Raw genomic sequence first — 23,899 nt, forward strand, 5'->3', positions numbered from 1 at the left:
TCCACGCCATAACCGCCCCTGACCTGCACTTTGAGAGCCAGGTCACACGAAGCCCGCCCCACCCATATACGACCACAACTAGCAAATACGGTCATTGCGGACCCCTTCCGGGCCTGCTTCTCTGGATGACGTCGCACGGCGCCGATGTGCCCCCAGGGCCACGGCGCCGACGTATGCCCCCCGGGTTCTCTCACGACTCCCGCGGACTGCGTGCGACCCCCTGTCCCCGAAGAAAAAGGTTCCCCGTGTTCGTCTCCCGCATCGCCCGCCGCATCGCGTCCCCGAAGAAGGCCCTCGCCTCCGCCGCCGTGGCCGCCGCCACCGCCGGCATGGTGCTGACCGCGGCTCCCGCCCACGCCGCGACCGCCTCCTCGGCCGCCAGTGCTCAGGCGATCGCGCACAAGATGATCCCGAACGCGGCGCAGTACAACGCCTTCAGCAAGATCGTCGAGCGTGAGAGCGGCTGGAACGTCACCGCCACCAACTCCTCCTCCGGCGCCTACGGCCTGGTCCAGGCCCTCCCGGGCTCGAAGATGGCCAGCGCCGGCTCGGACTGGAAGACCAACCCCAGGACCCAGATCAAGTGGGGCCTGGACTACATGAACTCCCGCTACGGCAGCCCGACCGCCGCCTGGGCGTTCTGGCAGGCCAACGGCTGGTACTGAGCCGCCGCACCGGGCTCATCCCCGAGCCCGTACGCCGTCGAAGAACCGCACCACCTGCGGGGCCGACACGGCGAAGGAGCCGAAGTGGTCCACGGCTCCCTGATCGACCACCCGCACCCTCGTTCCCTGACCGGCGAGGGTGCGGGCGCATGTGCGGGCGTTGCCGATGGGCACGTCGGTGTCGTTGGCACCGGCGTACAGCCGCACCGGCACGTCCGGCTTCCAGTCGCAGGTGTGGTCGGCGGCGCGCGTCGCGTCCAGCAGCCCGCCCGACAGGTGTCGCAGCCGCTCCTGGAAGGCGGGCGTGAGCAGGTCCTTCACCGTGGGGGCAAGGCCCTTGACGACATCGTCCTCCTCGTGGTTTCCGTCGTAGAGGCCCTCGACCCGGCTCGCGTACGGGGCACGGAAGACCTCCGCCGGGTCCTTGTAGATCGGGTGGAGACGGTTCTGCGCGACCAGCCAGTACGAGATGTAGAGCACCCCGCTGGTGTCGTTGACCCGGCCGTCGAACAGCGCGGGGAGTTCCTGGCCCTCCAGGTCGTACGGGCCGCTGATCGGCGCGAGGGCCTTCAGCCGGAAGTGGCCGTCGACGCCGTGTTCCAGCGCCTTGCCCAGTGCCATCGCGACCTGGCCGCCCTGTGAGAAGCCGGTCGCGTAGACGTCGCCGGTGAGCGGGCGGCCCAGCCGCTGCGCCGCCGTGCGGGCGGCGCGCAGCATGTCGACGGAAGCCGTGACGGAGGAGCGGGTGTCCATGTAGGGGTGCAGGCCAGGGCCCTCCCCCAGGCCCAGGTAGTCGGGGGCGGCCACCGCACGCCCGGCGCCCGCGTTCAGATACGAGGGGATACGGCCGTAGTCCTCGCTCGCGGAGGGCGCGTAGCTGCGCTTGACCATCGTGCCGTGGGTGTCGGACACCAGGTCGAGCCGGTGGGCACCGCCCTTGGGGAGGGTCAGCAGGCCGGTCGCGGTCGTGGGCCTGCCGTACGGGTCCACGGTCCGGTAGGTCAGCCGGTACGCCCGTACGCCGTACCGCACGGGGTCGGCGGCGACGCCCCTGCCGGTCACGAACTTCCTGACCTGCCCGGCGTCTCGGTCGGCGACCGGGGTGACGGAGACCAGGTCTCCGCGGCGAGTCTCGCGGTGCGTCTGCTCGGCGGCGGTGGCCACGGGCGCCGCGGCGAGGCCCGCGAGCAACAGGGCCGCCGCTGCGGCAAGAGCCCTCCGGGCCCGCCAACTGGCCGGTTTTTCATAGGATTTGCACGTCTGATCGGTCATGGCGTCGACGCTACGGACGTGCATCGGATGTCGGCATCCGAGAGTCCCCCGCGTCCGTGGTGGACTTGGGTGCACCCTGCCCGTCCGGCCACCCGGAGAGTCGATGAGCGTGAGTGAGAGCGAGCGAGAGGCGCGCGGACTGCGCCTGGTGTTCGTGCTGTTGGGGATGACCGTGGTCAGCGGGCTGATCGACGCCGTCAGTTATCTGGGGCTTGGGCACGTCTTCACCGCGAACATGACCGGCAACGTGGTGGTGCTTGGCTTCGCCGCCGCCGGAGCGCCCGGGTTCTCCGTACCGCACACCGCGACCTCACTGGTCTGCTTCCTGCTCGGCGCGGTGGCCGGAGGGCGGGGCGCGCGGTGGCTCGGCGACGGCTCGCGGCGCACCTGGGCGCGGCTCACGCTCGCCGCCGAGGCGGTGCTGGTGGGCGGGTCCGCCGCGGCCGCCTTCGCCGCCCCGCACGCCGCCGCCACCGTGTACGCCCTCATCGCCCTCACGGCCTTCGCCATGGGCCTGCGCAACGCCACGGTCCGCAAGCTCGGCATCGCCGACCTGACCACGACGGTCCTGACGATGACCCTCACCGGCCTGGCCTCCGACTCCCGGGCCGGCGGCGGCTCGGGCCGCCGCTCCCCACGGCGCTCGGCCTCGGTCGTCGCGATGGCGGCCGGTGCCTGCCTCGGCGGCTGGCTGGTGCTCCACCACGGCTTGGGCATTCCGCTGCTGGTCGCGGCGGTGACGGCGGGCGTGCTCGCGGTGGTGGCGTCGGGGCGGGAGTGACCCCCCGCCCCGGTACCGACTACTTGCTGAGGAAGCTCAGCAGTGCCGTGTTGACCTCCTCCGCGTGCGTCCACAGCAGCCCGTGCGGGGCGCCCTCGATCTCCACGTACTCGGCGGAGGGCAGCAGGGCGCGGAAGGGCCGTCCGGTCGAGTCGATCGGCAGGATGCGGTCGCCGGTGCCGTGCAGGATCAGCGTCGGCACGTCGACCTTCGCCACGTCCGCGCGGAAGTCGGTGATCCAGGTCGGCACACAGGCCACCGAGGCGTGCGCGGAGGAACCGGCCGCCACGTTCCAACTGTTGCGCACGGCCTCCTCGCTGATACGGCTGCCGAGCGTCTCGTCCAGGTTGTAGAAGTCCTGGTAGAACGCGGTGAAGTAGGCGTACCGGTCCTTGCTGACGGCCTCCAGGATGCCGTCGAAGACCTGCTGGTCGACGCCGGTGGGGTTGTCGTCGGTCTTGAGCAGGAAGGGCTCGAGCGAGGCCAGGAAGGCGGCCTTCGCCACCCGGCCCGAACCGTAAGTGCCCAGGTAGCGGCCCACCTCGCCGGTGCCCATCGAGAAGCCGACCAGGACGGCATCGGTCAGGTCCAGCGTGGTGAGCACCTTGTTCAGGTCGGCGGCGAAGGTGTCGTAGTCGTAGCCCTTGGTCGGCTGCGAGGAGCGGCCGAAGCCGCGGCGGTCGTAGGTGATGACCCGGTGGCCGGCCTCCAGCAGGGCGGGCACCTGCCGCTCCCAGGAGTGGCCGTCGAGCGGGTAGCCGTGGATGAGCACGACCGGCTGGCCGGTGCCGTGGTCCTCGTAGTAGAGCTCGACGGGCGCGCTGTTCTCCTCGCCGACGGTGATGTACGGCATGTCGGTTCCCCTTCCATGGGCGGGACGTTGCCAACGGCCACCAGCACACCACCGGTGATTCGGGGGCACCAGGCAGAAGCACAGGCGGAAGTACGGTCGATCGGCCAAACGGCGTCCGACATTCCGGCTCCACGACGGCTGGATGCTTGTTCTAATTGCCGTGATGACCAGAAATGATCCGGATGTTTCCCAGAGCGGTACGGCTTTCGGTGTCACGCTGCGCTCCCTGCGGCGGACCGCCCGGCTGACCCTGGAAGGGCTGTCCGAGGTGTCAGGGGTGAGCGTCCGCGCGCTCGGCGACCTGGAGCGCGGCCGCAGCCGCGGACCGCAGCGCCGTACCGTCGACGCGCTCGCCGACGCCCTCGAACTGGACGGCGGACAGCGCGAGCGCCTGCAGCGGCTGGCCGACGCCGGCCGCGGACGCGGCGGCCCGACCACACCGCCCTATCTCCTGCGCACGGTCGCCGACTTCACCGGCCGCGAGCGGGAACTGGCCGATCTGGAGGCACTCGCCACCACCGCCGGCTCCCGGGCCGCGGTGCTCTTCGGGCCGGGCGGGCAGGGCAAGACGACGCTCGCCGCGGAGGCCGCGCGGCGGCTGGCCGGGCACTTCCCGGACGGCTGCGTCTGTGTGCGGCTGCACGGCATGAGCGAGGCACCGCTGCCCGCCACCGAGGCACTGGTGCTGGTGCTGACGGCGCTCGGTCATCCGCCCGACCGGATCCCGGTGGACCCGGCCGCCCGGGAGGCCGTCTACCGCGCCACCCTGGCCTCCCGCCGAGCGCTGATCGTCCTCGACGACGCGGCCGACGAGGAACGGACCAGACCGCTGCTGCCGGACGCCGAGGGCAGCTTCGTGCTGGTCACCAGCAGGCGGCCGCTGGCCGGGCTGGAAGGCGTACGGCGCATCAGGCTCGGCGGACTCAGCGGCCGGGAGTCGGCGACGCTGCTGGAACGCATCCTCGGCGCCCCGCGCACCGGCGGCCAGTCCGAGGCGATCGCCCGGCTGACCGAACTGTGCGGGCACCTGCCGCTGGCTCTGCGGATCGTCGGCAACCGCCTCTCCAGCCGCCCGGGCTGGACCCCGTCCCATCTGGCAGACCAACTCGGCGACGAGGAGCGGCGTTTGAGCGGCCTGGTCGCAGGTGACCTCGCCGTGCGCAGCGCCCTCGCCCTCTCCTACGGCCAGCTCACCGCCCCGCACCGGCTGCTGCTGCGCAGGCTCGCGCTGCTGCCCGGGCCCGACACCGGCCCCGGCCTCGCGGCCGTCCTGACCGGCGAGGACGCGCGGACGACCGAGGACTCCCTCGACGTCCTGGTCGACCGCGGCCTGCTGGAGGAGCCGGCGCCGGGCCGGTACGGACTGCACGACCTGGTGCGCCTCTTCGCCCGGGAGCAACTCGACGAGGCGGAGACCCAGTCGGTGGGCCTCCGCATGGCGGACTGGCTGCTGCGCTCGGCATCCGCGGCGGGCCGCTGGTTCGAGGCGCCGGGTGCGCCTCAGCCGTGGCCCGGTGAGGTCCCGGCCTTCGCGCCCGCCTCGGCCGACGAGGCGGAGGCGTGGCTGACGGCCGAACGGCCCCACTGGGTCGGCGCGTTGCCCCTCATGTTCGAGGCGGGCCGGCACCGGGAGATCCTCCACACCTCACGCACCCTGTACTGGTTCTCCGACCGCTGGGACAAGTGGCCCGAGTGGCGGAGCCTGTTCTCGTACGGCGCCCGGAGCGCGGCGGCGCTCGGGGACCGGGCGGCCGAGGCCCACCAGTTCAACTGTCTCGCCTGGGCCCACTCGTACAGCTTCCGGCACGAGCAGGCCGAGCAACTCGCCGAACGCGCCCTGGCGTTGGCGACCGAGGCCGGCGACGTCGGGCAGCAGGCCTGGGCGTGGGCCTACCTCACCGGGGCCCGCATGAGCCTGAAACGCCCCGCGGAGGCGGAGCAGGCGGCCGAGAACGCCATACGGCTCTTCGAGGCCACCGGCGACACCACCGGAAAGGCGGTCGCCCAGCGCACCCGCGGCAGCGCCCTGCGCGAGGCCGGCCGCCCGGAGGAGGCCCTGGCCATCCACCGCGCCCTGCTCGGCGCCCGGACCGGTGACGTGCCCGGCCTCGACAACTACATGCGGGCCATCCTCCAGCACGAGACGGCCCTGGACCTGCTCGCCCTGCGCCGCTGGCCCGAAGCCGCCGAGGCCTACCGGGCCGTCACCGTCCCCGCCACCCACAAGGGCATCGACCACCTCCAGGCCCGCGCCCTCTCCGGTCTGGCCACCGCCCTGGAACACTGCGGCGACCTGGCAGAGGCCCACACCCACTACACCCGGGCCCACGCCCTGTACACCGCGCTCGGCAACACGGCCTCCGCCGCGGAGACGGCGGCCGCGGTCGAGCGGACCCGCCCTGCCGACGCCGCCCGTCACCCCGGGTCGACCGCCACCCGATGATCCGGCTGCCCGTCCTTGGCCAGGATCGAGTGGTCGACGGCGAGGGCACGGTACAGCCGTATGCCGGACTCGCCCCGGACGTCCTCGGCGGTCCAGACCCGCCCGCCGTGCCGTACGGACCGCCGGGAGAAGACATCCAGCCCGTGCGCGAGGCCCTCCCCCGCCACGCGCGCGGCGACGGCGGACATGTACACCCCCTGACCGGTGCCGATGGCCGCCGACGAGTCGAAGACCGAGATCCCCACCTCGGGCCGCACGGCGATGTTGCGGGAGTGCCGCACGTTCGGCGAGGAGACCCAGAAGAACGCGCGGTAGCCCTCATGGGCGAAGTAGACCGGGGAGCTCCAGGGCCGTCCGTCGCCGTCGGCGGTCGCGAGCACCATGTACAGGCCGGCATCGACGACCGCGCGGGCGATCTCACCGCGGTTCATCGACGGCTCCCGCGCTGCTCCTGCGGTATGTGAGCGGGAAGTCCAGCTCCCAGTCGGCCGATGCGTCCGTCCGCTTCTCCCAGGCGCCACGGATGGTGTCGCCGTCGTCACCGATCCGCCCGACGAACCGCTGCCGGAAGCTCAGCGGCGAGAAGTCGGGCGACTCGCGCAGCAGCTGCCAGACCTCGCCGTCGAAGGTCATGGCATACGTCCGTACGACTCCCCGCGAGTCGAAGTAGTGCTGCGTGTACCCGCCCGTCTCCGGGTCGACGGCGATGATCGACATGCTGTGCGGAACGGGATGGGGGGCCTCGGAGCGCTGGACCAGGAACTGCCCGTCCAGACTCCACTCGAACACACTGCGCCCGGGCGGCACCGCCGGCCCCGGGAACTCGGCCTCCACCACCCACTCCCCGACCAGCACCTCCAGCCGCTTCAGAGCTTCCTGCCGTGCCGTCGCGTCCATCGCGAACACCTCCTTCTCACAGAGGCAGACGGCGGCCGCGAGGAAAACTCATCGGTCCGCGAGACTCAGCGTCGCCGCGCACAGGCCCGTCTCCCCACGACCGCGCGTCCGGTTGCCCACCGTCGCGCCCGCCCCGTCCTGCGCCACCCCGACCTCGAAGCCCAGGCTCCGCAGGAAGCCCAGCCCCGCCTCCCACCCCGCCGGACACGTGGCGGTCACTCTCCGCATCCCCCGCCCGGCGACCTCCTCCAGCAAGCGACGGGCGACCCCCGTACCGACTCCCTCGCGCCGCGCCCCGGGAGCGACGAGGAACACCCCCACCGCGCAGCTCTCCGCATCGGGATGCCGGTCGACGACATCGACCAGCCCGACGACATCCGCGCCCCGGCACATCAACAGCAGCCGCTTCTGGTCGAAGTCGGCGCCCTCGGGAAGCGCGTAGTACAGGCTCTGTACGTCCGCCGGGAGGGCCGGATTTCCGGTCGCGGCGACGAAGTAGTCCTCGCAGGCCGCGAAGAGGGCGGCCACGGCGGGCTCGTCCTCCGGCCGCAGCTCACGCACCGTCACATCGTCCACGGTCCCACCACCTCATCTCACGCACTCGAACCACACCGTCTTACCACCGCCGACCGCCGGACCCACGCCCCATTTGTCGACCACGGCGTCGAGCAGCACGAGCCCTCGCCCGCCCTCCGCCTCCGGCGACGCCTGGGCCGGAATGCATGGCAGTTGAGGACACCCGTCCGCCACCTCCACCCGGACCCCGGCCGCCGACCGCAACATCAGCAGCACACAGCGCCTGCCCGGAACATGCCGTACGACATTGGCGACCAGCTCGGTCACGCCGAGCTCCACGGCGTCGGACAGCTCCGCCAGCTCCCACTCGTCGAGCAGCGAGCGGACGATCCGGCGGATGTGGCGGGCCGAGTGGGCGCCGACGGTGAGGCTCATGCGGTAGGTGGGGGGAATGAATTGATTCACAGGACGAGTTTGACCTTGCGCAACTACTCTGGGCTACGGGACGAGCACAACAAGTCCCGCAGTGGGCGGAGCGGTTGCACAAGTAGGGGGCCGAACACGTGACCCAGATCAACACCCTCGACCCGGGCGCCTCGCCGCTCGATTACTACGGCTACGAGTTGCGTCGCTATCGCGATGCCGCGGGACTGACACAGCGGCAGCTCGGGGACATCGTCAACTACACGGGTTCGATGATCGGCCAGATCGAGACGGCCAGGAAACTGCCGACACAGGACTTCAGCGAGCGTGCGGACGCGGCGCTGGGGACGGGCGGGGCGTTGTCGCGGCTTGTCGAGCTGGTGATGCGGAGTCAACTGCCAGCTTGGTTCAGGCAAGTGGGCGAGCTGGAGACCAAGGCCGTCGAGATCTGCTCCTTCCAGTCGCACATGATCCTCGGTCTGCTGCAGACCCCCGCGTACGCGCGTGCCGTTCTCGGTGCATTGGATCAGAATGACCTCGACGGCCGAACCGCCGTACGGCTCGCACGTCAACGCGTCTTCGAGAATGCGGAACCTCCGGTCTTCTGGGCGGTTCTCAGTGAGGCTGCGCTTTACCAAGAGATCGGCGGCCGGGAAACAATGCGCGCCCAACTGGCGCACCTGTTGTCCTTCGAGGGCAACCCCCGCATCAACGTTCAGATCCTGCCCTTCTCTGCTGGAGTGCACGCGGGACTTCAAGGCTCGTTCGACATCTACCGCTTTGCGAGCGACCCCACGATTCTCTACACCGAGGGGTACGGCAGCGGACATCCGACCGCCAGCCCGGACACCGTCAAGGACTGTTCACTCCGTTACGATCATCTCCGGGCCGCCGCACTGTCCCTCAGGGATTCGGCGGAGCTGATCCGGCGAGTGATGGAGGAACGCTATGGAGAACCAGGCGACTCAGTGGCGTAAGTCCAGCTACAGCGGCGACCAAGGCGGCCAGTGCCTCGAAGTAGCCGAATCCCCCTCCGCCACCATCGCCATCCGCGACTCCAAGAACCCCGCCGGGCCGGTCCTGACCCTCCGGCCCGACGCGTTCCGCCGTTTCGTCTCCTGGACCGGCACTACGCCTGAGGTCTGACCGCACCCCCTGCCTTCGCCGCCCGGTGGGCTCTCCACTCCTTGCGGAAGAAGTAGGCGCGCAGCACCGCGATCGCCAGGAACAGCAGCCCGAAGCCGCCCCGCCCCCAGCCCCCTACCTGCACGAAGTAGTAGAGGGCCAGTCCGGCGAAGGACAGACAGACGGCGATGATGATGGGTTCGCGGAGGTAGAAGGGCAGGACGCGGAGGATTACGTTGATCAGCATTGGGTAAGTTGACCAGTCCGCGTCAATCTGCGCCACTCACTTACGCCTACAGGCGCTGAATGATCGTGCCCGTGGCCAGCCCACCCCCCGCACACATGGTGATGAGCGCGAACTCCTTGTCCGTCCGCTCCAGTTCATGAAGAGCCGTGGTGATGAGCCGCGCCCCCGTCGCCCCCACCGGATGCCCCAGCGCGATCGCACCGCCGTTGACGTTGACCTTCTCCAGGTCCTGCTCGAAAGCCTGCGCCCAGCTCAACACCACCGACGCGAACGCCTCGTTGATCTCGACGACGTCGATGTCCCTGAGGGACATGCCCGCCTTGCCCAGCACGGCCCGTGTCGCGTCGATCGGTCCGTCGAGGTGGAAGTGCGGGTCGGCGCCGACCAGCGCCTGGGCCACGATCCGCGCCCGCGGCTTCAGCTTCAGCGCGCGGGCCATCCGCTTGGACGCCCACATGATCGCCGCCGCGCCGTCGCTGATCTGCGAGGAGTTGCCCGCCGTGTGGATGGCCGTCGGCATGACCGGCTTCAGGCCCGCGAGCGCCTCCATGGTCGTGTCGCGCAGCCCCTCGTCCCGGTCGACGAGCCGCCACATGCCCTGTCCGGCCCGCTGCTCCTGCTCGGTGGTGGGGACCTGGACCGCGAACGTCTCCCGCTTGAAGCGCTCCTCGGCCCAGGCCGCGGCGGCCCGCTCCTGCGAGATCAGGCCCAGCGAGTCGACGTTCTCGCGCGTCAGGCCGCGATGGCGGGCGATCCGCTCCGCCGCCTCGAACTGGTTCGGCAGGTCGACGTTCCACTCGTCGGGGAACGGCTTTCCGGGGCCGTGCTTCGAACCCGAGCCCAGCGGCACCCGCGACATCGCCTCGACACCGCACGAGATGCCGACGTCGATCACGCCCGCGGCGACCATGTTGGCCACCATGTGCGAGGCCTGCTGCGAGGAGCCGCACTGGCAGTCGACCGTCGTCGCCGCCGTCTCGTAGGGCAGCCCCATGGTCAGCCAGGCCGTGCGCGCGGGGTTCATGGACTGCTCGCCGGCGTGCGTCACCGTACCGCCGACGATCTGTTCGACCGCGTCGGCCGGCATACCGGTGCGGCCGAGGAGTTCGCGGTAGGTCTCGCCCAGGAGGTAGGCGGGGTGGAGGTTGGCGAGCGCGCCGCCGCGCTTGCCGATGGGCGTGCGTACGGCTTCTACGATCACGGGTTCCGCGGCCATGGTGGGGGATCCTCTCCTCCGGTACCCGCGCGGCGCGGGGGCGTCCCGACCGGCCCCGCCACGCTGAACTAGTACGTGTTCTAGTTCTGGCAGCAGTCTGCTGACAGCCCGTCCACAACCGCAAGAGTCGTGCATGCAATACGGCTCCAATTCGGATTGCCGCACCCCTTGCCTCTTGTAGAACCCGTTACTACCTTCACGGCAAACCAGAACCTGATGGTCCGTCAGAATTCGAGCCGGAGTCGCCCATGTCCTGTCCAGCTCTCCCCGACGGGTTCGACTTCACCGACCCCGACCTGCTGCACCACCGTGTGCCCCTGCCGGAGTTCGCCGAGCTGCGGCGGGCCGAACCGGTCCGCTGGATCCCGCAGTCGGGCAACATCGCCGGCTTCCAGGACGAGGGGTACTGGGCCGTCACCCGGCACGCGGACGTCAAGTACGTCTCCACCCACCCGGAGCTGTTCTCCTCGTACCTCAACACGGCGATCATCCGCTTCAACGAGCACATCCAGCGCGACGCCATCGACGCCCAGCGGCTGATCCTGCTCAACATGGATCCGCCGGAGCACACCCGGGTCCGCCAGATCGTGCAGCGCGTCTTCACCCCGCGTGCCATACGGGCGCTGGAGGACCGCCTGCGCGAGCGCGCCCACATCATCGCGCAGAGCGCCTGTGCGCAGACGGGCCCCTTCGACTTCGTCACCGAGGTCGCCTGCGAACTGCCCCTGCAGGCGATCGCCGAGCTCATCGGCATCCCGCAGGACGACCGGGCCAAGATCTTCGACTGGTCCAACAAGATGATCTCGTACGACGACCCGGAGTACGCGATCACCGAGGAGGTCGGCGCCGAGTCGGCCACCGAGCTGATCGCCTACGCCATGAACATGGCCGCCGACCGCAAGCAGTGCCCGGCGAAGGACATCGTGACCACGCTGGTCGCGGCCGAGGACGAGGGCAACCTCAACTCCGACGAGTTCGGGTTCTTCGTGCTGATGCTGGCCGTCGCGGGCAACGAGACGACCCGTAACGCCATCACCCACGGGATGCACGCGTTCCTGACCCATCCCGAGCAGTGGGAGCTGTACAAGCGGGAGCGCCCCGAGACCGCCGCCGAGGAGATCGTGCGCTGGGCGACCCCGGTCAACTCCTTCCAGCGGACTGCCACCCAGGACACCGAACTGGGCGGGAAGCTGATCAGGAAGGGGGACCGGGTCGGGATCTTCTACGCCTCCGCCAACCACGACCCGGAGGTCTTCACCGACCCCGACGCCTTCGACATCCTGCGCGACCCCAACCCCCATCTCGGGTTCGGCGGCGGAGGCCCGCACTACTGCCTGGGCAAGTCCCTGGCCGTCCTGGAGATCGACCTGATCTTCAACGCGATCGCCGACGCCCTGCCGGGCCTCACCCTGGCCGGGGACCCGTCCCGGCTGCGCTCGGCGTGGATCAACGGCGTGAAGCACCTTCAGGTGGAGGTCCGTTGACCGTGCTCGGCTGACGATGGTCTCGGGCCGGCGGCCTCCCGGCGCCGCCGGCCCGTCCGTGCCCCGGTGGCGGCCCGAGGACCCGACAGCAGGTACTGCAGCCCGAAACCCGCCCCGACCACGGTGGCACCGCCGACCGCGTCCAGGAACCAGTGGTTGCCGGTCGCGATGATCGAGGACAGCGTGAACAGCGGATGCAGCAGCCCCACGGGCTTCATCCACCACGGCGCGAGGACCGCGATCACGACGCCGCACCACAGCGCCCACCCGAAGTGCAGGGACGGCATGGCCGCGTACTCGTTGGTGAACTCCGTCAGCGTGCCGTAGTTCGGCTTGGAGAAGTCCTGGACGCCGTGCACCGTGTCGATGAAGCCGAGCCCCGGCATCAGGCGCGGCGGTGCCAGCGGGTACAGCCAGAAGCCCATCAGCCCGAACCCGGTGGCCAGGCCGAGTGCCGAGCGCGCCCAGCGGTAGTCCACGGGGCGCCGCACATAGAGCACGGCGAGGATGGTCAGCGGGACCCCGAAGTGGAACGACAGGTAGTAGTAGTCGAGGAAACCGCGCAGCCAGCCGACCTCGGCCACGGTGTGGTTGACCCAGTGCTCGAAGTCGACGGACAGCCACTGCTCGATCCGGTGGATCTGGTGTCCGTGGTGTTCCGCGGTGGCCCGGTCGGCGGTCACCCCGAGCCGGATCTGCTGGTAGGCGGCGTAGGTGACGCGCATCAGGAGCAGTTCGAGGAGCAGGTTCGGGCGGGTAAGGACCCGGCGCAGGAACGGGACGACGGGCACGTGCCGGAAGCGGGCCGGGACCGGGGCGGCGTACTCGGGCGGGACCGGTGAGCGGTAGTACGGGGACGTGCGGGACAGGAACGGCACGAAGACGGCCGCGGCGAGGGCGGCGATCAGCACCGTGTTGTCCCGCAGCGAGTTCAGCCGATCCATGTGCGGCAGCAGCATCTTCGCCGGCAGTGTCATCACCAGGACCACCACGACCGGCCACACATACCGGTCGGAGGCCCGCCTGCCGACCCGTCCGACCACCGCGAGCAGCACCCACAGCAGCTGGTGCTGCCAGGCCGTCGGCGACACGGCGATCGCCGCGCAGCCGGTGACGGCGACCGCGAGGAGCAGCTGTCCGTCGCGCGCGTAGCGCACGGCGCGGCGCACCCCGAACACGGCGACCGCCGTGCCCAGGGCGAGGAACAGGACGATCTCCACGGGGCCGGAGAACCCGAGCCGGAGCAGCGCGCCGTGCAGGGACTGGTTGGCGAGGTCGTCGGCCCTGCCTCCGAGACCGGCGCCCGCGATGTGGTGCACCCAGTAGGCGGACGAGTCGTGCGGCATCGCGGCCCACGCGAGCACCGTGCAGGCGGCGAACGTGGTCCCGGTGGCGGCCGCGGCACGGCGGCGCCCGGTGCACCACAGCAGCGGGGCGAAGAGCAGCACGATCGGCTGGAGGGCGGCCGCGAGCCCGATCAGCAGACCGCTGCTGCGTTCGCCGCGGACGACGAAGCAGCCGACCAGGACCAGCAGGACCGGGATGATGCTGGTCTGTCCGAGCCACAGCGTGTTGCGGACCGGCAGCGACAGCATCAGCAGGCTGATCGCGAGCGGCGCTGCGAACAGGGAGGTCCGCCGGCTCACCGGCTGCGGCAGCGCCCGGGCCGCGATCAGGCCGAGCGCGACCACCAGCAGCAGGGTGCCGAAGGTCCAGCCCCAGCCGAGGGCCTGTTCGGCCGCCCGGGTGAGGGGCTTGAGGACCAGTCCGCCGAACGGTGTGCCGGTGAACCGCGTCGAGTCGTACAGGGAACCCTCCACATGCAGGACGCCGTGGGGGCCGACCCAGGTCTCCAGATCCGTCAGCCGTTCACCACGGGGGGTACTGAGGACGACGGCCACCTGGCGTACGGCGAGCACGGCCGCGACGAGCCACAGGCCGAGGCGGACCGCATGCAGACGTCTGGGAGCTCCTCCGACGGCTGTCGCTCCGAAGGTCTCCGCCGGTCGCCCGCTGTGCTCCACGTTCGCCACGCCTGGTCGGCCTCCCGCCGCTTCGCTCCTTTTCGCACCCTGCGCGCGCCCGATTTGTCTGAATGACAATAGTTCGCCCGATGCGAGATCGCCTCCGGAACCGCCGTGGCCCCGTACCGTTTGAAACCCTGTCCACGGCAGCACGGAGGCTTGGGGAAATGGCCTGTTTCCTGCGGAAATGCACACCCGCGCGGTTACTGGCGATCGTGGTGAGCCTGCTTGCGACACAGCTGGGGTCATTGATCGCACCGGCGTACGCGTGCGGCTGCGGCGCGATGATCCCCGACGGGCAGCGGCGGGTGAGCGTGGGCCGCGAGGAGTCCGTCGTGCGCTGGGACGGCGGCCGGGAGCAGATAGTGATGAGCCTGACGGTGGGCGGGGACGCCGACCGGGCCGCCTGGATCATGCCGGTCCCGCACCGGGCGACGGTCGAGCTCGGCGACCCGGCGCTGTTCACCCAGCTCGCGGCCACCACCGCCCCCGTGCACCGCGACCGCTACCACTTCTGGCCGCAGGACGGCGACTGGCCGCTGGTCACCGGCGACGGCAGCAGCGCGGCCGGGCCGCCCGGGGCCGGTGCCGCCGCGCCCGGCGTGGGCGTGGTCGGCCGTCAGAAGCTCGGCCCCTTCGATGTGGCCCGCCTGACCGCCACCGACCCGGCCGCCCTGAACACCTGGCTCGACACCAACGGCTTCGCCATGCCGCCCCGGCTGCAGGACGCCCTCCAGCCGTATGTGAGCCACCGTTGGGAGTACGTCGCCGTGCGCCTCGCCCCCGACACCGCGAACACCCCGCTGAACGGCCGGCTCGACCCGTTGCACCTCACCTTCGCGTCCGGGCAGCCCGTCTACCCGATGCGTCTGTCCCGCCTCGCCCGCACCCCGCAGTCCCTGGGCCTGTACGTCCTCGCCGCGCACCGCATGGAGACCAGCTCCGCGATCGGCGGCGAGCGCCCCCGCGTCACCTACGCCGGACGCGTCACCGCGAGGTCGGGCCCGCTGGCCGCGCTGGCCGCGGGCACACCGTTCCTGACCGCGATCGGCCAGGAGTTCCCCTTCCCGCCGTCGATCTCCGGCGACCACGTACTGCGCCGGGCGACCGCGGACACCCCGTTCCAGCAGGTGATCTACGAGGACCGGCTGCGCACGGTGGCCGGGATTCCGGCGTGGCTGCTGACGGTCGCCGGCTCCTTCGCCCTCGCCGTCACGGCCGTGACGGTGTTCGCCGTACGGCGTTCCCGGCGCCCGGTGCCGCCTCCGCCGCCGGTGCACGCGCCTCCACCGATCAGCTGAACCCGGCCGCCATGATCTCCCTGACGGGGCAACGACCCGCGGATATATTCATTAGGGCAGCTAGTTAGAAGCGCTAAGCAGTCACACGGAAGGCACAGCGAATGAGCGAGTCGCAGCTCTGGGACGACGTGGACGAGTACTTCACCACCCACCTCTCACGGAACGACGACGTCCTCGAAGCGGCCCTCCGCGACAGCGACGCCGCCGAGCTCCCGCAGATCGCGGTCACTCCGCTCCAGGGCAAGTTCCTGCAGCTCCTCGCCCAGATCCAGGGCGCCCGCAGCATCCTGGAGATCGGCACCCTCGGCGGCTACAGCACCATCTGGCTGGCCCGCGCACTGCCCGACGACGGCCGGCTGATCTCGCTCGAGTACGACCCCAAGCACGCCGAGGTCGCCTCCCGCAACATCGCCCGCGCGGGCCTCGAACGGATCGTCGAGGTGCGGGTCGGCCCCGCCCTGGAGTCGCTGCCCAAGCTGGCCGACGAGAACCCGCCCCCCTTCGACCTGGTCTTCATCGACGCCGACAAGGTCAACAACCCGAACTACGTGGAGTGGGCCCTCAGACTCACCAGCGCGGGCAGCCTCATCGTCGTGGACAACGTCGTACGCGGCGGCCGGGTCGCCGACGCGGACAGCAAGGCGCCCGACGTGCTGGGCAGCCGCGCCGCCGTCGAACTGATCGGCTCGCACCCGCGGTTGAGCGGCACGGCGATCCAGACGGTGGGCAGCAAGGGCTACGACGGCTTCGCGCTGGCGCGCGTGCTGGCGTAGCCCTTGTTGTCCTCGGCCGTTGCTCAGAACTCGTGGTAGAAGCCGACGTTGACGCTGCGCGGAGCCGTGCGGTCCTGGACGACGATCTCGCCGCTGCCGCCCCGGGGCAGCGCCACGGTCCCGCCGTAGACGAGCGGCTGCGCGTACTCGCCGACGATCAGCCGGACCTCGGAGGACGGTTCGGGCTGTGAGCCGCGCAGCCAGGTCAGCTGCCAGGTCCCCTCGGGGCCGCACAGGAACTCCAGGTGGACCCGGGAGATGAACAGCCAGTCGTCGGGCGTCGCAAGGCGGCACACGGAGGTGTCCCGCCCCACCCGCAGCACGGCGCCGGGCTCACTGGGTGCGTCGGCCATGAGCATGCCGGCCGTGGCCCCCTCTTCCGCCCCGGAGACGGTGGCCATGGTCAGTTCGAGCACGCGCTGCTCCTCTTGAAGTGTCCTAACACGGCGGCCGCATGATAAATCGCCCGGGCATGCCGCGTCCGGCACAATGGAGTCATGACCGAGCGAAAGCCACCGGGCGTGCCGTTCGAGTCCTGGGTCGACAAACAGATCCGTGATGCCGTCCGACGCGGCGACTTCGCCCAACTGCCGGGCGCGGGCAAGCCGTTGCCCGCCGGAACCGACACCTCGTACGACGAACTGTGGTGGGTCAAGCAGAAGATGGCCCGCGAGGGCCTGTCGGTGCTGCCGCCCACGCTCGCCCTGCGCAAGGAGGCCGAGGATGCGCTGGCGGCGGCGTATGCGGCGCCCTCGGAGCGGATCGCGCGGAAGATCGTCACCGACGTCAACGTCAAGATCCGCGACATGATGTTCAAGCCGCCGCCCGGCCCCCCGCTCGGGATGAAGCCGTACGACGTCGAGGAGGTCGCACGGGAGTGGCGGGAGCGCCGGGCGACGGCTGGGGCCCCTGAGAGGGGTACGGGTACTTCGAGGGACACGGGTCCTTCGAACGGGTCACCCGTGTAGGAGCCGTTCCGCCAGGTTGCGGTAGTCCCGCAGGGCCAGCCGGAGCTGCTCGGTGTCCTCGCCGTCCTGCCACGACATGCGCAGGGTGCGGCGGCGCCGGGTCAGGGCCTCGGTGAACCGCCCGGCGATCTCCTCGACCACGTGGTCGGCCTCCTCGACGGAGTCCCGGGGTCCGTCCACGAACCCGGAGACCGCCTGGCGAAGACGGAGATCCAGCTTGTCGCACTCGTCCTGCGGGAGGAGGCGGCCGCTGGTGGGCGTGGTGGTGGCAGTGGTGCCGGGAGTGCCGGTGGGCCTGCCGGGAGCGGTGCCCTCGTCGGCCTCACCGCGGCCTGCCTCCTCCGACACCTCGTGCGGGGTGGGCGTCACCGTGGTGCGGTTGGTCCTGTCGTCGGCCTCGGTGCGGTGGGTCCTGTCGTCGGCCTCGGTGCCTTTGGCTGCGGGGCCGGTCGTCGCGTCCGTCATGTCGCTCAACTCCCCTTGGCGTGACGTCGGTTGAGGGCCCAGGGCAGATGGCCGCTGCTCTCGTGCTTGTGGGCCTTGGTGCGGCCGGCGGTGAACGCCGGAGCCTTCTCGGTGCGGCGGGGCGGGGCGGTCAGGTCCTCGAAGAGGGCCCGGGCCTCGACCATGGCCTCGCGCATCTCCTCCGTGTCGGCCCGGTCGCCGTCCTGCCCGCTCACGCCGTCGCGGGCGACACGGTGGACGTGCCGGTAGCCGTGGACGTGGTCGGCGTGGTGGACGGAGAGGGCGTCGAGCTGTTCCTCGTAGCGGCTGTCGTCGGGGAAGCCACGCAGGGCGGCGAGCTCCGCGAGCAGCCGGTCCGCCTCGGCGACCGCTTCCCGCGGCGCGTCGACGAAACGCTCCTGTGCCGCCGTCCAGCGGGCCGTGAACTCCTCACGCCTCGCCGGCTCCAGCGGCTTCTCGCGCAGCGATCCGTGCCGCTGCACGCGCTCCGTGAGCTCACGTTCGGCGGCCTTGGCGTCCCCGTCGTGCCGGGCCAGCGTCCGGTCGTACTCGGGCCCGAAGCGCCGCTTCAGGTCCCGGCCGCCGTACCCGCCCCGGGCACGCAGGATGAGGGCGGCCGCGACAACGACCACGGCCGCCACGATCACGATCAGAGCGATGATCATGCCAGTGGACATGGGTGCCTTCCGGTGTGTCGGCCCCTCGGGCCGGTTCTCCGGACGGGTCACCCGGAAGCCCCCGCTCAAACGACGCGGGCACCCGGACGCCTCTTCGGGGACTACGGCTTCTTCGCCGCCCGGGCCCGATGCGCCTCGACCGTCGTGCGGCTCGCGCACGCGTCGGAACAGAAGCGGCGGGTGCGGTTGTGGGACCGGTCGACGAAGTAGTTCCCGCAGCCGGCCGCGGCGCACCGTCCCAGCGTCACCGCCGGCTCCCCGGCCACGACCAGGGCGAGCGGGGCCGCGATCAGCTGACCGGGCCGGCGCGGCGCCCGCGCGCCACCCTCGGCGCCCGCCCCCAGACGGTCGCCGCGCAGGAGGACTGATCCGCATATTCGCTTGCGTGGGCGACACGCCGGTTCCGCAGAATGGCCGGATGACGACGACCTGGACCATCGCCCCCGAGCCCTACGACTCCCCCGTGGCGGCGGCCCTCTGGCGTGCGTACTACACGGAGGTCAGCGACCGCTACTACCTCCTGCACGAGGGGCGGCGGACCGATCCGGCCGAGCTGGAGCGAGAGGTCACGGCCCGCACCGGTGCCGAACTCGCCCCGCCCACCGGTCAGTTGCTCGTCGGACGGTACGGGGGTGAGCCGGCCGGTTCGGCGGGCGTACGACTGCTCGACGCGGCGACCGCCGAGCTGACCCGGGTGTTCGTCGTCGAGGAGCTGCGCGGCAGGGGCGGGGCCGCGCTGCTGGTGCGGGCCGCCGAGGAGGCCGCCCGCGCCCTGGGCGCCGGCCATCTGGTCCTCGACACCCGGGCCGACCTCACGGAGGCCCGCGCTCTGTACGCCCGCCTGGGATACGAGGAGACCGGGCCGCACAACGACGACACGTACGCCGAGCACTGGTTCCGCAAGGCCCTCAACTGACCTTCGCCGCCGACTCCTTGTGCGGCTGCTCCCGGTCCGAGCCGCACATCTCTTCGTTCAGCTCCTTGACCAGCCGGTTCAGATCGGTCGGCCGGTCCGGTCCCCACCAGTCGCCGAGCAGTTCCGCGAGGGACTCCTCACGGGCCTGCGCGAGCCGTTCGGCCACCACGAGGCCCTGGTCGGTGAGGACCATGTCGAGGCCCTCCCGGACGGCAAGGCGCCGCTCCTCGACCTGCCGGGCCGCATCCATGACGACCTGGAGCGGCACCGTGCTGCGCTCGGCGAGCACGGCCGGTTCCGCCCAGCCCTGCTTCTTGATCCGCAGCAGCAGCCAGCTCGCCGCGGGCAGCAGGTCGTAGCCCGCCCGTTCGGTGATCTTCCGGTAGACCTCACGTCGGCCGTCCCGCGTGCCCAGCAGGGACAGCGCCCGGCACACCTCGTCGTACGAGGACCGCTCGACCGGATTGCTGGCCAGGGTCTCCGTGACGTCGGGTGCGGTGACGGACCCGCGCAGCTTGTCCTCCTTGAGGAACCAGGCCAGGACGAAGCCGAGGAGGGCGACGGGCGCGGCGTACAGGAAGACGTCGGTGATGGCCGCCGCGTACGCGTGCAGGGCGGGCCCGCGCAGGGCCGGCGGCAGTGAGCCGATGCCGCGCGGGTCGGACTTGAGGGCGTCCGCGGAGAGACCCGCGGGGAGCCGCGTGCCGCGGAAGGCGTCCGTCAGCTTGTCGCCGAGGCGGCTCGCGAAGACCGTGCCGAAGATGGCCACGCCGAAGGAGGCCCCGATCGAGCGGAAGAAGGTCGCGCCTGAGGTGGCGACGCCGAGATCCTCGTACGAGACGGCGTTCTGCACGATGAGGACCAGCACCTGCATGACCAGGCCGAGTCCGAGGCCGAAGACGAAGAAGTCGACGCTCATCACGGCCGTGGAGCTGTTCTCGTCGAGCTGGTGCAGGAGCAGCAGGCCGAGGGTGGTGACGCCCGTGCCCGCGATCGGGAAGACCTTCCAGCGGCCGGTGCGGCTGACGATCTGGCCGGACGCGGTGGACGACAGCAGCATGCCGAACACCATGGGCAGCATGTGCACGCCGGACATGGTGGGCGTCACGCCCTGGACGACCTGGAGGAAGGTCGGCAGATAGGTCATCGCGCCGAACATGGCGAAGCCGACGATGAAGCTGATGACCGCGGACAGGGCGAAGGTGCGGATGCGGAACAGCTTGAGCGGCAGGACGGGTTCGGCGGCCCTGCGCTCCACGGCCACGAAGGCGACGGCCAGTCCGACGCCCAGCAGGATCAGCCCGACGATCTGCGTCGAACCCCAGCCCCAGGTGGTGCCGCCGAGGGAGGCGACCAGGATCAGACAGGTGGCGACCGCGGCGATGAGGAAGGTGCCGAGGTAGTCGATGACGTGCTGCGCGGTCCGGCGCGGGATGCGCAGGGCGGTCGCGATCACGGCGAGTGCGACGACGCCGACGGGAAGGTTGACGTAGAAGACCCAGCGCCAGCTGAGGTGTTCGGTGAACAGCCCGCCGAGCAGCGGCCCCAGCACGCTCGTCGCGCCGAAGACGGCCCCGAACAGGCCCTGGTAGCGGCCGCGTTCACGTGGCGAGACGACATCCCCGACGATCGCCATCGACAGCACCATCAACCCGCCGCCGCCCAGGCCCTGCACCGCCCGGAACGCGATCAACTGGGGCATGTTCTGCGCCATTCCACAGAGCGCGGAACCGACGAGGAAAATCACGATCGCGGTCTGGAACAGCCGCTTGCGCCCGTACTGGTCACCGAGCTTGCCCCACAGCGGGGTCGCGGCTGTCGAGGCCAGCAGATACGCGGTGACCACCCAGGACAGATGGTCGAGGCCGCCGAGGTCGCTGACGATGGTGGGCAGCGCGGTCGACACGATGGTCTGGTCGAGGGCGGCGAGCAGCATCCCGAGGAGCAGCGCGCCGATCGACACGAGTACGTTCCCGGACACGTGCTCCTGGGTGGCGCTGCCCCGCTGCGGGGGCTTCGCGGATGCCTGTGCGTCTCGCACATGCCCCGTCATACCGTGCGCATCCCCGGCCATGAAGACCTCCTGCCGCTCTCGCTACACGTCCATGGTGATCGGTGTGACCGGTTATGGCCTGTTGAGTCCTGTTGGAACCCGATATTCCGGGGGCTACGGCCGCAGCGTGAAGATGATCTGGATAACCTCTGAAGTTCGCGAGGGGAGCGTGAAGGGAGGGACGAACGCGTGACAGACCCGAAAGGTCACCAGTGCCCGGAGTGCGGAGCGCCCAGAGGGGCGGACAACACCCCGTCCTGCGGCTGCACCCAACGGGCGTCCGACGCCCTGCGCGCCGCCCGTACGGCCGAACAGGCCGCGGCGGAGGACTTCGACCCGCTGCGGATACGGCCGTATGTCGAGCTGGAGGGTGTGGGGAGCGAGCCCGCGGCGCCTCCTCCGGTACCTGCGGTCGAGGCGACCATGCCGTCACGGGCGGTGGGCGCCGAGGTGCCGAGCGCCGACGCCCTGCGCCTGTTCGAGGGCGCGCAGATGGAGAGCGGTGAGGAGCCGTACGCCGAGGACGACGCGGCAGGCGGGGGGCGCCGCAGACGCCGCATGGTGCTGCTCGGTGTCGGCGGGGCGGTCGTCGCGGTGATGACGGCGGCCGGGATGGCGAGCGGGCTGTTCTCCTACGAGGCGCCGACGCGGGACACGGCGCTGCCCGACGACGTACGGGCGAGCGTGCCGGACGTGTCGCCGAGCCCGGAGCCGGCGTCGCCGTCGCACAGCGCCAGCCCCGTACGGCCCGCACCGCCGGCGCCGGTGGTCAGCGCGAGCCCGTCGCCCTCACCGTCCCCGTCGGCGACGAGCGCCTCACCGAGTCCGTCCCGCTCGCCCCGGCCGGCCCCGACCGCGCCGACGGCCACCGCAAGCGGCAGCATCGGACCGACCGACAGCCGCCAGAAGGCACCCCCCGTACTGCGCCGCGGCTCCGAGGGCCCCGAGGTCGTCGAACTCGAACTGCGCCTGAAGCAGCTCGGCCTCTACACGGGACCGCCGACCGGCCACTACGACGAGGGCGTCGAGGACGCGGTCGGCCGGTACCAGTGGGCGCGGGGGATCACGGAGGACGAGCTGGGGGTCTACGGGGCGGCGACACGTGCGCGGCTGGAGTCGGAGACGACGCAGCCGTGAGGCCGCGCGCCCCCGGCTGGGGGCTGCCGTTGAGCCGCCGTAGCCTGCGGGCAATCGTGCCGCCTAAGGGCGGCTCCCGACCCAAAGAGAGGCGGCACCCCGCACCGCCGGGCTGCGCCCCCTGACGGGCACCCTTCACCCGACGTACAGCCGAATCCCCCCACCCGGCACACCCTCAACCCGCACCCGCGTCAAATCCCGCACCACCACATCCGGCTCATACAGATCCGCCCGGGCCCCCACCCCCACAACCCGCATCCCCGCAGCCCGCCCCGCCTCAATCCCGGCAGCGGAATCCTCAAACACAACGCACTCGCCCGGCTCGACCCCCAATTCAGCCGCCCCCTTCAAGAACCCCTCGGGATCCGGCTTGCTCGCCCCCACCGACTCAGCAGTCACCCTCACCTCGGGAAGCGCAAGCCCCGCCGCCCCCATCCGCGCCGTGGCGAGAGCAAGGTCGGCCGACGTCACCAGGGCATGCGGAAGCCCCCGCAGCGAGGCGAGGAACTCCGGTGCGCCGGGAATCGCCACGACACCGTCCACGTCCGCCGTCTCCTCGGCGAGCATGCGCGCGTTGTCGGCGAGGTTCTGCTCCATCGGCCGGTCGGGCAGCAACAGCGCCATGGAGGCGTGGCCCTGGCGCCCGTGCACCACCTTCATGACCTCGTCGGCGTCCAGCCCGTGCCGCTCGGCCCAGCGGCGCCAGATGCGCTCGACGACGGCGTCGGAGTTCACGAGGGTGCCGTCCATGTCCAGCAGGAGGGCGCGGGCGGTGAGGACGGTGGGCACGGCGGTGACCGTCATCGGCAGCTCCAGGGCGCGAGGAGGGAAACAAGGCGGCCCCGCCCGCCGGTCAGGGAAAACGGGCGGGAGCCACTTTGTTTCTCTACGGTACAAAACACGTCCGGCATCCGCCAGTACCCCCGGAGACAGTTCACCCGCTGTTCAGCTCACCCGGCGTCCGGCTCACCCGGCGACGGCCTCCCACAGGCTCCACACGCCGAGCGCCAGCATCAGCAGCGCCGCAACCTTGGTGATGAGGGCCAGCGGCACCCGCTTCATCAGGGCCTTTCCGCCGACGATGCCGAGCCCGGCCACCGCCCACAGCGCCAGTACGGCCCCGAGGCCGACGGAGAGCGGGTCGTCGTAACGGGCCGCGAGGTTCGCCGTCATGATCTGGGTCAGGTCCCCGAACTCGGCGACCAGGATGAGCATGAAACCGGCGCCCGCGACCTTCCAGAAGGACTGGTTCCCGGGCTTGCGGATCTCCTCCTCGTCCTCGTCCTTCCTCATCAGCAGGACCGCCGCACCGCCCAGGAACAGGACGCCGGTCAGCGCGTGGACGATCTGCTGGGGCAGCAGGGTGAGCACGCTTCCGGCCGCCACGGCCAGCGCGACATGCAGCGCGAAGGCCGCGGCCACGCCGGCGAAGACGTACGAGGCGCGGTAGCGGGTGCCGAGCACCAGCCCGGCGAGCGCGGTCTTGTCCGGGAGTTCGGCAAGGAAGACGACGCCGAACACCAGCGCCGTGACGGTGAAACTGATCAAGGTTCCTCAATCGGTCGGGGCCGCCCCGCCGAGAGTGCTGTGACTGCGATACGACACCTCGGCACGGCAGCACACAGCGGAAGACACAGTTGTGCACTGCTTTGCCGAAGGTCTC

At 71.0% G+C, this 23,899-nt stretch carries 27 protein-coding genes; 11 read left to right on the forward strand and 16 right to left on the reverse strand.

Going from position 1 to position 23,899, the window contains the following annotated elements; all coding sequences use genetic code 11:
• Positions 1–245 precede the first annotated feature (245 nt).
• Positions 246–665: a transglycosylase SLT domain-containing protein gene (locus ACFY1E_RS01270; protein WP_389069964.1), complete on the forward strand. Its 420-nt coding sequence runs from the start codon at positions 246–248 to the stop codon at positions 663–665.
• Between the two features lie 15 nt (positions 666–680).
• Here the strand turns inward: ACFY1E_RS01270 and ACFY1E_RS01275 are convergent, their stop codons facing one another.
• On the reverse strand, positions 681–1,937 hold the full coding sequence (locus ACFY1E_RS01275; protein WP_389069967.1) for an alpha/beta hydrolase: 1,257 nt from the start codon (positions 1,935–1,937) through the stop codon (positions 681–683).
• A gap of 103 nt (positions 1,938–2,040) precedes the next feature.
• On the opposite strand from ACFY1E_RS01275, the gene ACFY1E_RS01280 reads away from it, so the two are divergent.
• Positions 2,041–2,718, forward strand: a complete 678-nt coding sequence (locus ACFY1E_RS01280; protein WP_389069969.1) for a YoaK family protein — start codon at positions 2,041–2,043, stop codon at positions 2,716–2,718.
• A gap of 19 nt (positions 2,719–2,737) precedes the next feature.
• Here ACFY1E_RS01280 and ACFY1E_RS01285 read toward each other — a convergent pair whose 3' ends face one another.
• Positions 2,738–3,571 carry an alpha/beta fold hydrolase gene (locus ACFY1E_RS01285; protein WP_389069971.1) on the reverse strand — a complete coding sequence of 278 codons (834 nt, stop codon included), beginning with the start codon at positions 3,569–3,571 and terminating at the stop codon, positions 2,738–2,740.
• 163 nt (positions 3,572–3,734) lie between these two features.
• Here ACFY1E_RS01285 and ACFY1E_RS01290 point away from each other — a divergent pair, with 163 nt between their 5' ends.
• Positions 3,735–6,014: an NB-ARC domain-containing protein gene (locus ACFY1E_RS01290; RefSeq protein WP_389069974.1), complete on the forward strand. Its 2,280-nt coding sequence runs from the start codon at positions 3,735–3,737 to the stop codon at positions 6,012–6,014.
• Here ACFY1E_RS01290 and ACFY1E_RS01295 read toward each other — a convergent pair.
• From ACFY1E_RS01295 to ACFY1E_RS01310, 4 genes are read right to left on the reverse strand one after another with little or no spacing between them, the layout of a single operon-like run.
• A complete protein-coding gene (locus tag ACFY1E_RS01295) occupies positions 5,987–6,445 on the reverse strand; it encodes a pyridoxamine 5'-phosphate oxidase family protein (protein ID WP_389069976.1) in 459 nt (152 codons plus the stop codon). The genes ACFY1E_RS01290 and ACFY1E_RS01295 overlap by 28 nt on opposite strands.
• A complete protein-coding gene (locus ACFY1E_RS01300) occupies positions 6,432–6,911 on the reverse strand; it encodes a hypothetical protein (RefSeq protein WP_389069979.1) in 480 nt (159 codons plus the stop codon). The genes ACFY1E_RS01295 and ACFY1E_RS01300 overlap by 14 nt, the downstream gene beginning before the upstream one ends.
• Positions 6,912–6,959: 48 nt before the next feature.
• Positions 6,960–7,487, reverse strand: a complete 528-nt coding sequence (locus ACFY1E_RS01305; RefSeq protein ID WP_389069981.1) for a GNAT family N-acetyltransferase — start codon at positions 7,485–7,487, stop codon at positions 6,960–6,962.
• A gap of 12 nt (positions 7,488–7,499) precedes the next feature.
• Positions 7,500–7,892: an ATP-binding protein gene (locus ACFY1E_RS01310; RefSeq protein WP_389069984.1), complete on the reverse strand. Its 393-nt coding sequence runs from the start codon at positions 7,890–7,892 to the stop codon at positions 7,500–7,502.
• A 98-nt stretch (positions 7,893–7,990) separates the two neighbouring features.
• Between ACFY1E_RS01310 and ACFY1E_RS01315 the strand changes: the two genes are divergently transcribed.
• On the forward strand, positions 7,991–8,827 hold the full coding sequence (locus tag ACFY1E_RS01315; RefSeq protein ID WP_389069986.1) for a helix-turn-helix transcriptional regulator: 837 nt from the start codon (positions 7,991–7,993) through the stop codon (positions 8,825–8,827).
• The gene (locus tag ACFY1E_RS01320) at positions 8,799–8,996 is read left to right on the forward strand and encodes a DUF397 domain-containing protein (protein ID WP_389069988.1); all 198 of its coding nucleotides are present in this window, start codon (positions 8,799–8,801) and stop codon (positions 8,994–8,996) included. The genes ACFY1E_RS01315 and ACFY1E_RS01320 overlap by 29 nt, the downstream gene beginning before the upstream one ends.
• Here the strand turns inward: ACFY1E_RS01320 and ACFY1E_RS01325 are convergent.
• Positions 8,980–9,222: a hypothetical protein gene (locus ACFY1E_RS01325; protein ID WP_389069991.1), complete on the reverse strand. Its 243-nt coding sequence runs from the start codon at positions 9,220–9,222 to the stop codon at positions 8,980–8,982. The genes ACFY1E_RS01320 and ACFY1E_RS01325 overlap by 17 nt on opposite strands.
• A 46-nt stretch (positions 9,223–9,268) precedes the next feature.
• Positions 9,269–10,438: a steroid 3-ketoacyl-CoA thiolase gene (locus ACFY1E_RS01330; RefSeq protein WP_389069993.1), complete on the reverse strand. Its 1,170-nt coding sequence runs from the start codon at positions 10,436–10,438 to the stop codon at positions 9,269–9,271.
• A gap of 248 nt (positions 10,439–10,686) precedes the next feature.
• Here ACFY1E_RS01330 and ACFY1E_RS01335 point away from each other — a divergent pair, with 248 nt between their 5' ends.
• On the forward strand, positions 10,687–11,922 hold the full coding sequence (locus ACFY1E_RS01335) for a cytochrome P450 (RefSeq protein ID WP_389069996.1): 1,236 nt from the start codon (positions 10,687–10,689) through the stop codon (positions 11,920–11,922).
• Here ACFY1E_RS01335 and ACFY1E_RS01340 read toward each other — a convergent pair.
• Positions 11,904–13,955: a bifunctional glycosyltransferase 87/phosphatase PAP2 family protein gene (locus tag ACFY1E_RS01340; RefSeq protein ID WP_389069999.1), complete on the reverse strand. Its 2,052-nt coding sequence runs from the start codon at positions 13,953–13,955 to the stop codon at positions 11,904–11,906. The two genes, ACFY1E_RS01335 and ACFY1E_RS01340, sit on opposite strands and share 19 nt — an antisense overlap.
• Before the next feature lie 158 nt (positions 13,956–14,113).
• Here ACFY1E_RS01340 and ACFY1E_RS01345 point away from each other — a divergent pair, with 158 nt between their 5' ends.
• Both ACFY1E_RS01345 and ACFY1E_RS01350 read left to right on the forward strand, forming a co-directional pair.
• Positions 14,114–15,247 carry a DUF2330 domain-containing protein gene (locus ACFY1E_RS01345; RefSeq protein ID WP_389070001.1) on the forward strand — a complete coding sequence of 378 codons (1,134 nt, stop codon included), beginning with the start codon at positions 14,114–14,116 and terminating at the stop codon, positions 15,245–15,247.
• Between the two features lie 101 nt (positions 15,248–15,348).
• Positions 15,349–16,020, forward strand: a complete 672-nt coding sequence (locus ACFY1E_RS01350; RefSeq protein WP_389070004.1) for an O-methyltransferase — start codon at positions 15,349–15,351, stop codon at positions 16,018–16,020.
• 23 nt (positions 16,021–16,043) lie between these two features.
• Here the strand turns inward: ACFY1E_RS01350 and ACFY1E_RS01355 are convergent, their stop codons facing one another.
• Positions 16,044–16,436 (reverse strand): hypothetical protein, encoded by a 393-nt coding sequence (locus ACFY1E_RS01355; protein ID WP_389070007.1) that lies wholly within the window; start codon positions 16,434–16,436, stop codon positions 16,044–16,046.
• An 81-nt stretch (positions 16,437–16,517) separates the two neighbouring features.
• Here ACFY1E_RS01355 and ACFY1E_RS01360 point away from each other — a divergent pair, with 81 nt between their 5' ends.
• The gene (locus ACFY1E_RS01360) at positions 16,518–16,988 is read left to right on the forward strand and encodes a DUF1992 domain-containing protein (protein ID WP_389070009.1); all 471 of its coding nucleotides are present in this window, start codon (positions 16,518–16,520) and stop codon (positions 16,986–16,988) included.
• Here the strand turns inward: ACFY1E_RS01360 and ACFY1E_RS01365 are convergent.
• The 3 genes from ACFY1E_RS01365 to ACFY1E_RS01375 all read right to left on the reverse strand — a co-directional run bounded on the left by ACFY1E_RS01365 (position 16,977) and on the right by ACFY1E_RS01375 (position 18,378).
• Positions 16,977–17,453 carry a hypothetical protein gene (locus ACFY1E_RS01365; RefSeq protein WP_389070011.1) on the reverse strand — a complete coding sequence of 159 codons (477 nt, stop codon included), beginning with the start codon at positions 17,451–17,453 and terminating at the stop codon, positions 16,977–16,979. The genes ACFY1E_RS01360 and ACFY1E_RS01365 overlap by 12 nt on opposite strands.
• 5 nt (positions 17,454–17,458) lie before the next feature.
• Entirely contained in the window at positions 17,459–18,130 is a 672-nt protein-coding gene (locus ACFY1E_RS01370) for a hypothetical protein (protein ID WP_389070013.1), read from the reverse strand.
• 101 nt (positions 18,131–18,231) lie between these two features.
• Positions 18,232–18,378, reverse strand: coding sequence for a CGNR zinc finger domain-containing protein (locus tag ACFY1E_RS01375; protein WP_389070015.1), 147 nt, complete (start codon positions 18,376–18,378; stop codon positions 18,232–18,234).
• A 170-nt stretch (positions 18,379–18,548) separates the two neighbouring features.
• Here ACFY1E_RS01375 and ACFY1E_RS01380 point away from each other — a divergent pair, with 170 nt between their 5' ends.
• Entirely contained in the window at positions 18,549–19,046 is a 498-nt protein-coding gene (locus ACFY1E_RS01380; RefSeq protein WP_389070017.1) for a GNAT family N-acetyltransferase, read from the forward strand.
• Here ACFY1E_RS01380 and ACFY1E_RS01385 read toward each other — a convergent pair.
• On the reverse strand, positions 19,039–21,120 hold the full coding sequence (locus ACFY1E_RS01385; protein WP_389070020.1) for an MDR family MFS transporter: 2,082 nt from the start codon (positions 21,118–21,120) through the stop codon (positions 19,039–19,041). The genes ACFY1E_RS01380 and ACFY1E_RS01385 overlap by 8 nt on opposite strands.
• 168 nt (positions 21,121–21,288) lie before the next feature.
• On the opposite strand from ACFY1E_RS01385, the gene ACFY1E_RS01390 reads away from it, so the two are divergent.
• Complete coding sequence (locus ACFY1E_RS01390) at positions 21,289–22,236, forward strand: peptidoglycan-binding domain-containing protein (RefSeq protein WP_389070023.1); 948 nt, start codon at positions 21,289–21,291, stop codon at positions 22,234–22,236.
• Positions 22,237–22,371: 135 nt separating this feature from the next.
• Here the strand turns inward: ACFY1E_RS01390 and ACFY1E_RS01395 are convergent, their stop codons facing one another.
• Both ACFY1E_RS01395 and ACFY1E_RS01400 read right to left on the reverse strand, forming a co-directional pair.
• Positions 22,372–23,040 carry an HAD family hydrolase gene (locus ACFY1E_RS01395; RefSeq protein ID WP_389070025.1) on the reverse strand — a complete coding sequence of 223 codons (669 nt, stop codon included), beginning with the start codon at positions 23,038–23,040 and terminating at the stop codon, positions 22,372–22,374.
• 162 nt (positions 23,041–23,202) lie between these two features.
• Positions 23,203–23,784, reverse strand: a complete 582-nt coding sequence (locus tag ACFY1E_RS01400) for a TMEM165/GDT1 family protein (RefSeq protein WP_389070027.1) — start codon at positions 23,782–23,784, stop codon at positions 23,203–23,205.
• Positions 23,785–23,899: the final 115 nt, after the last annotated feature.

Origin of the sequence: Streptomyces sp. NPDC001604, assembly GCF_042893475.1 — a bacterium.
GTDB lineage: Bacteria > Actinomycetota > Actinomycetes > Streptomycetales > Streptomycetaceae > Streptomyces.

Bases quoted from the DNA above. Each gene is read 5' to 3' on its own strand.
- ACFY1E_RS01275 (WP_389069967.1), bottom strand. From the start codon at position 1,937: ATGACCGATCAGACGTGCAAATCCTATGAAAAACCGGCCAGTTGGCGG.
- ACFY1E_RS01295 (WP_389069976.1), bottom strand. From the start codon at position 6,445: ATGAACCGCGGTGAGATCGCCCGCGCGGTCGTCGATGCCGGCCTGTAC.
- ACFY1E_RS01395 (WP_389070025.1), bottom strand. From the start codon at position 23,040: ATGACGGTCACCGCCGTGCCCACCGTCCTCACCGCCCGCGCCCTCCTG.
- ACFY1E_RS01345 (WP_389070001.1), top strand. From the start codon at position 14,114: ATGGCCTGTTTCCTGCGGAAATGCACACCCGCGCGGTTACTGGCGATC.
- ACFY1E_RS01320 (WP_389069988.1), top strand. From the start codon at position 8,799: ATGGAGAACCAGGCGACTCAGTGGCGTAAGTCCAGCTACAGCGGCGAC.
- ACFY1E_RS01280 (WP_389069969.1), top strand. From the start codon at position 2,041: ATGAGCGTGAGTGAGAGCGAGCGAGAGGCGCGCGGACTGCGCCTGGTG.
- ACFY1E_RS01330 (WP_389069993.1), bottom strand. From the start codon at position 10,438: ATGGCCGCGGAACCCGTGATCGTAGAAGCCGTACGCACGCCCATCGGC.
- ACFY1E_RS01350 (WP_389070004.1), top strand. From the start codon at position 15,349: ATGAGCGAGTCGCAGCTCTGGGACGACGTGGACGAGTACTTCACCACC.
- ACFY1E_RS01335 (WP_389069996.1), top strand. From the start codon at position 10,687: ATGTCCTGTCCAGCTCTCCCCGACGGGTTCGACTTCACCGACCCCGAC.
- ACFY1E_RS01370 (WP_389070013.1), bottom strand. From the start codon at position 18,130: ATGTCCACTGGCATGATCATCGCTCTGATCGTGATCGTGGCGGCCGTG.
- ACFY1E_RS01385 (WP_389070020.1), bottom strand. From the start codon at position 21,120: ATGGCCGGGGATGCGCACGGTATGACGGGGCATGTGCGAGACGCACAG.
- ACFY1E_RS01360 (WP_389070009.1), top strand. From the start codon at position 16,518: ATGACCGAGCGAAAGCCACCGGGCGTGCCGTTCGAGTCCTGGGTCGAC.
- ACFY1E_RS01285 (WP_389069971.1), bottom strand. From the start codon at position 3,571: ATGCCGTACATCACCGTCGGCGAGGAGAACAGCGCGCCCGTCGAGCTC.
- ACFY1E_RS01365 (WP_389070011.1), bottom strand. From the start codon at position 17,453: ATGACGGACGCGACGACCGGCCCCGCAGCCAAAGGCACCGAGGCCGAC.
- ACFY1E_RS01290 (WP_389069974.1), top strand. From the start codon at position 3,735: ATGACCAGAAATGATCCGGATGTTTCCCAGAGCGGTACGGCTTTCGGT.
- ACFY1E_RS01380 (WP_389070017.1), top strand. From the start codon at position 18,549: ATGACGACGACCTGGACCATCGCCCCCGAGCCCTACGACTCCCCCGTG.
- ACFY1E_RS01300 (WP_389069979.1), bottom strand. From the start codon at position 6,911: ATGGACGCGACGGCACGGCAGGAAGCTCTGAAGCGGCTGGAGGTGCTG.
- ACFY1E_RS01325 (WP_389069991.1), bottom strand. From the start codon at position 9,222: ATGCTGATCAACGTAATCCTCCGCGTCCTGCCCTTCTACCTCCGCGAA.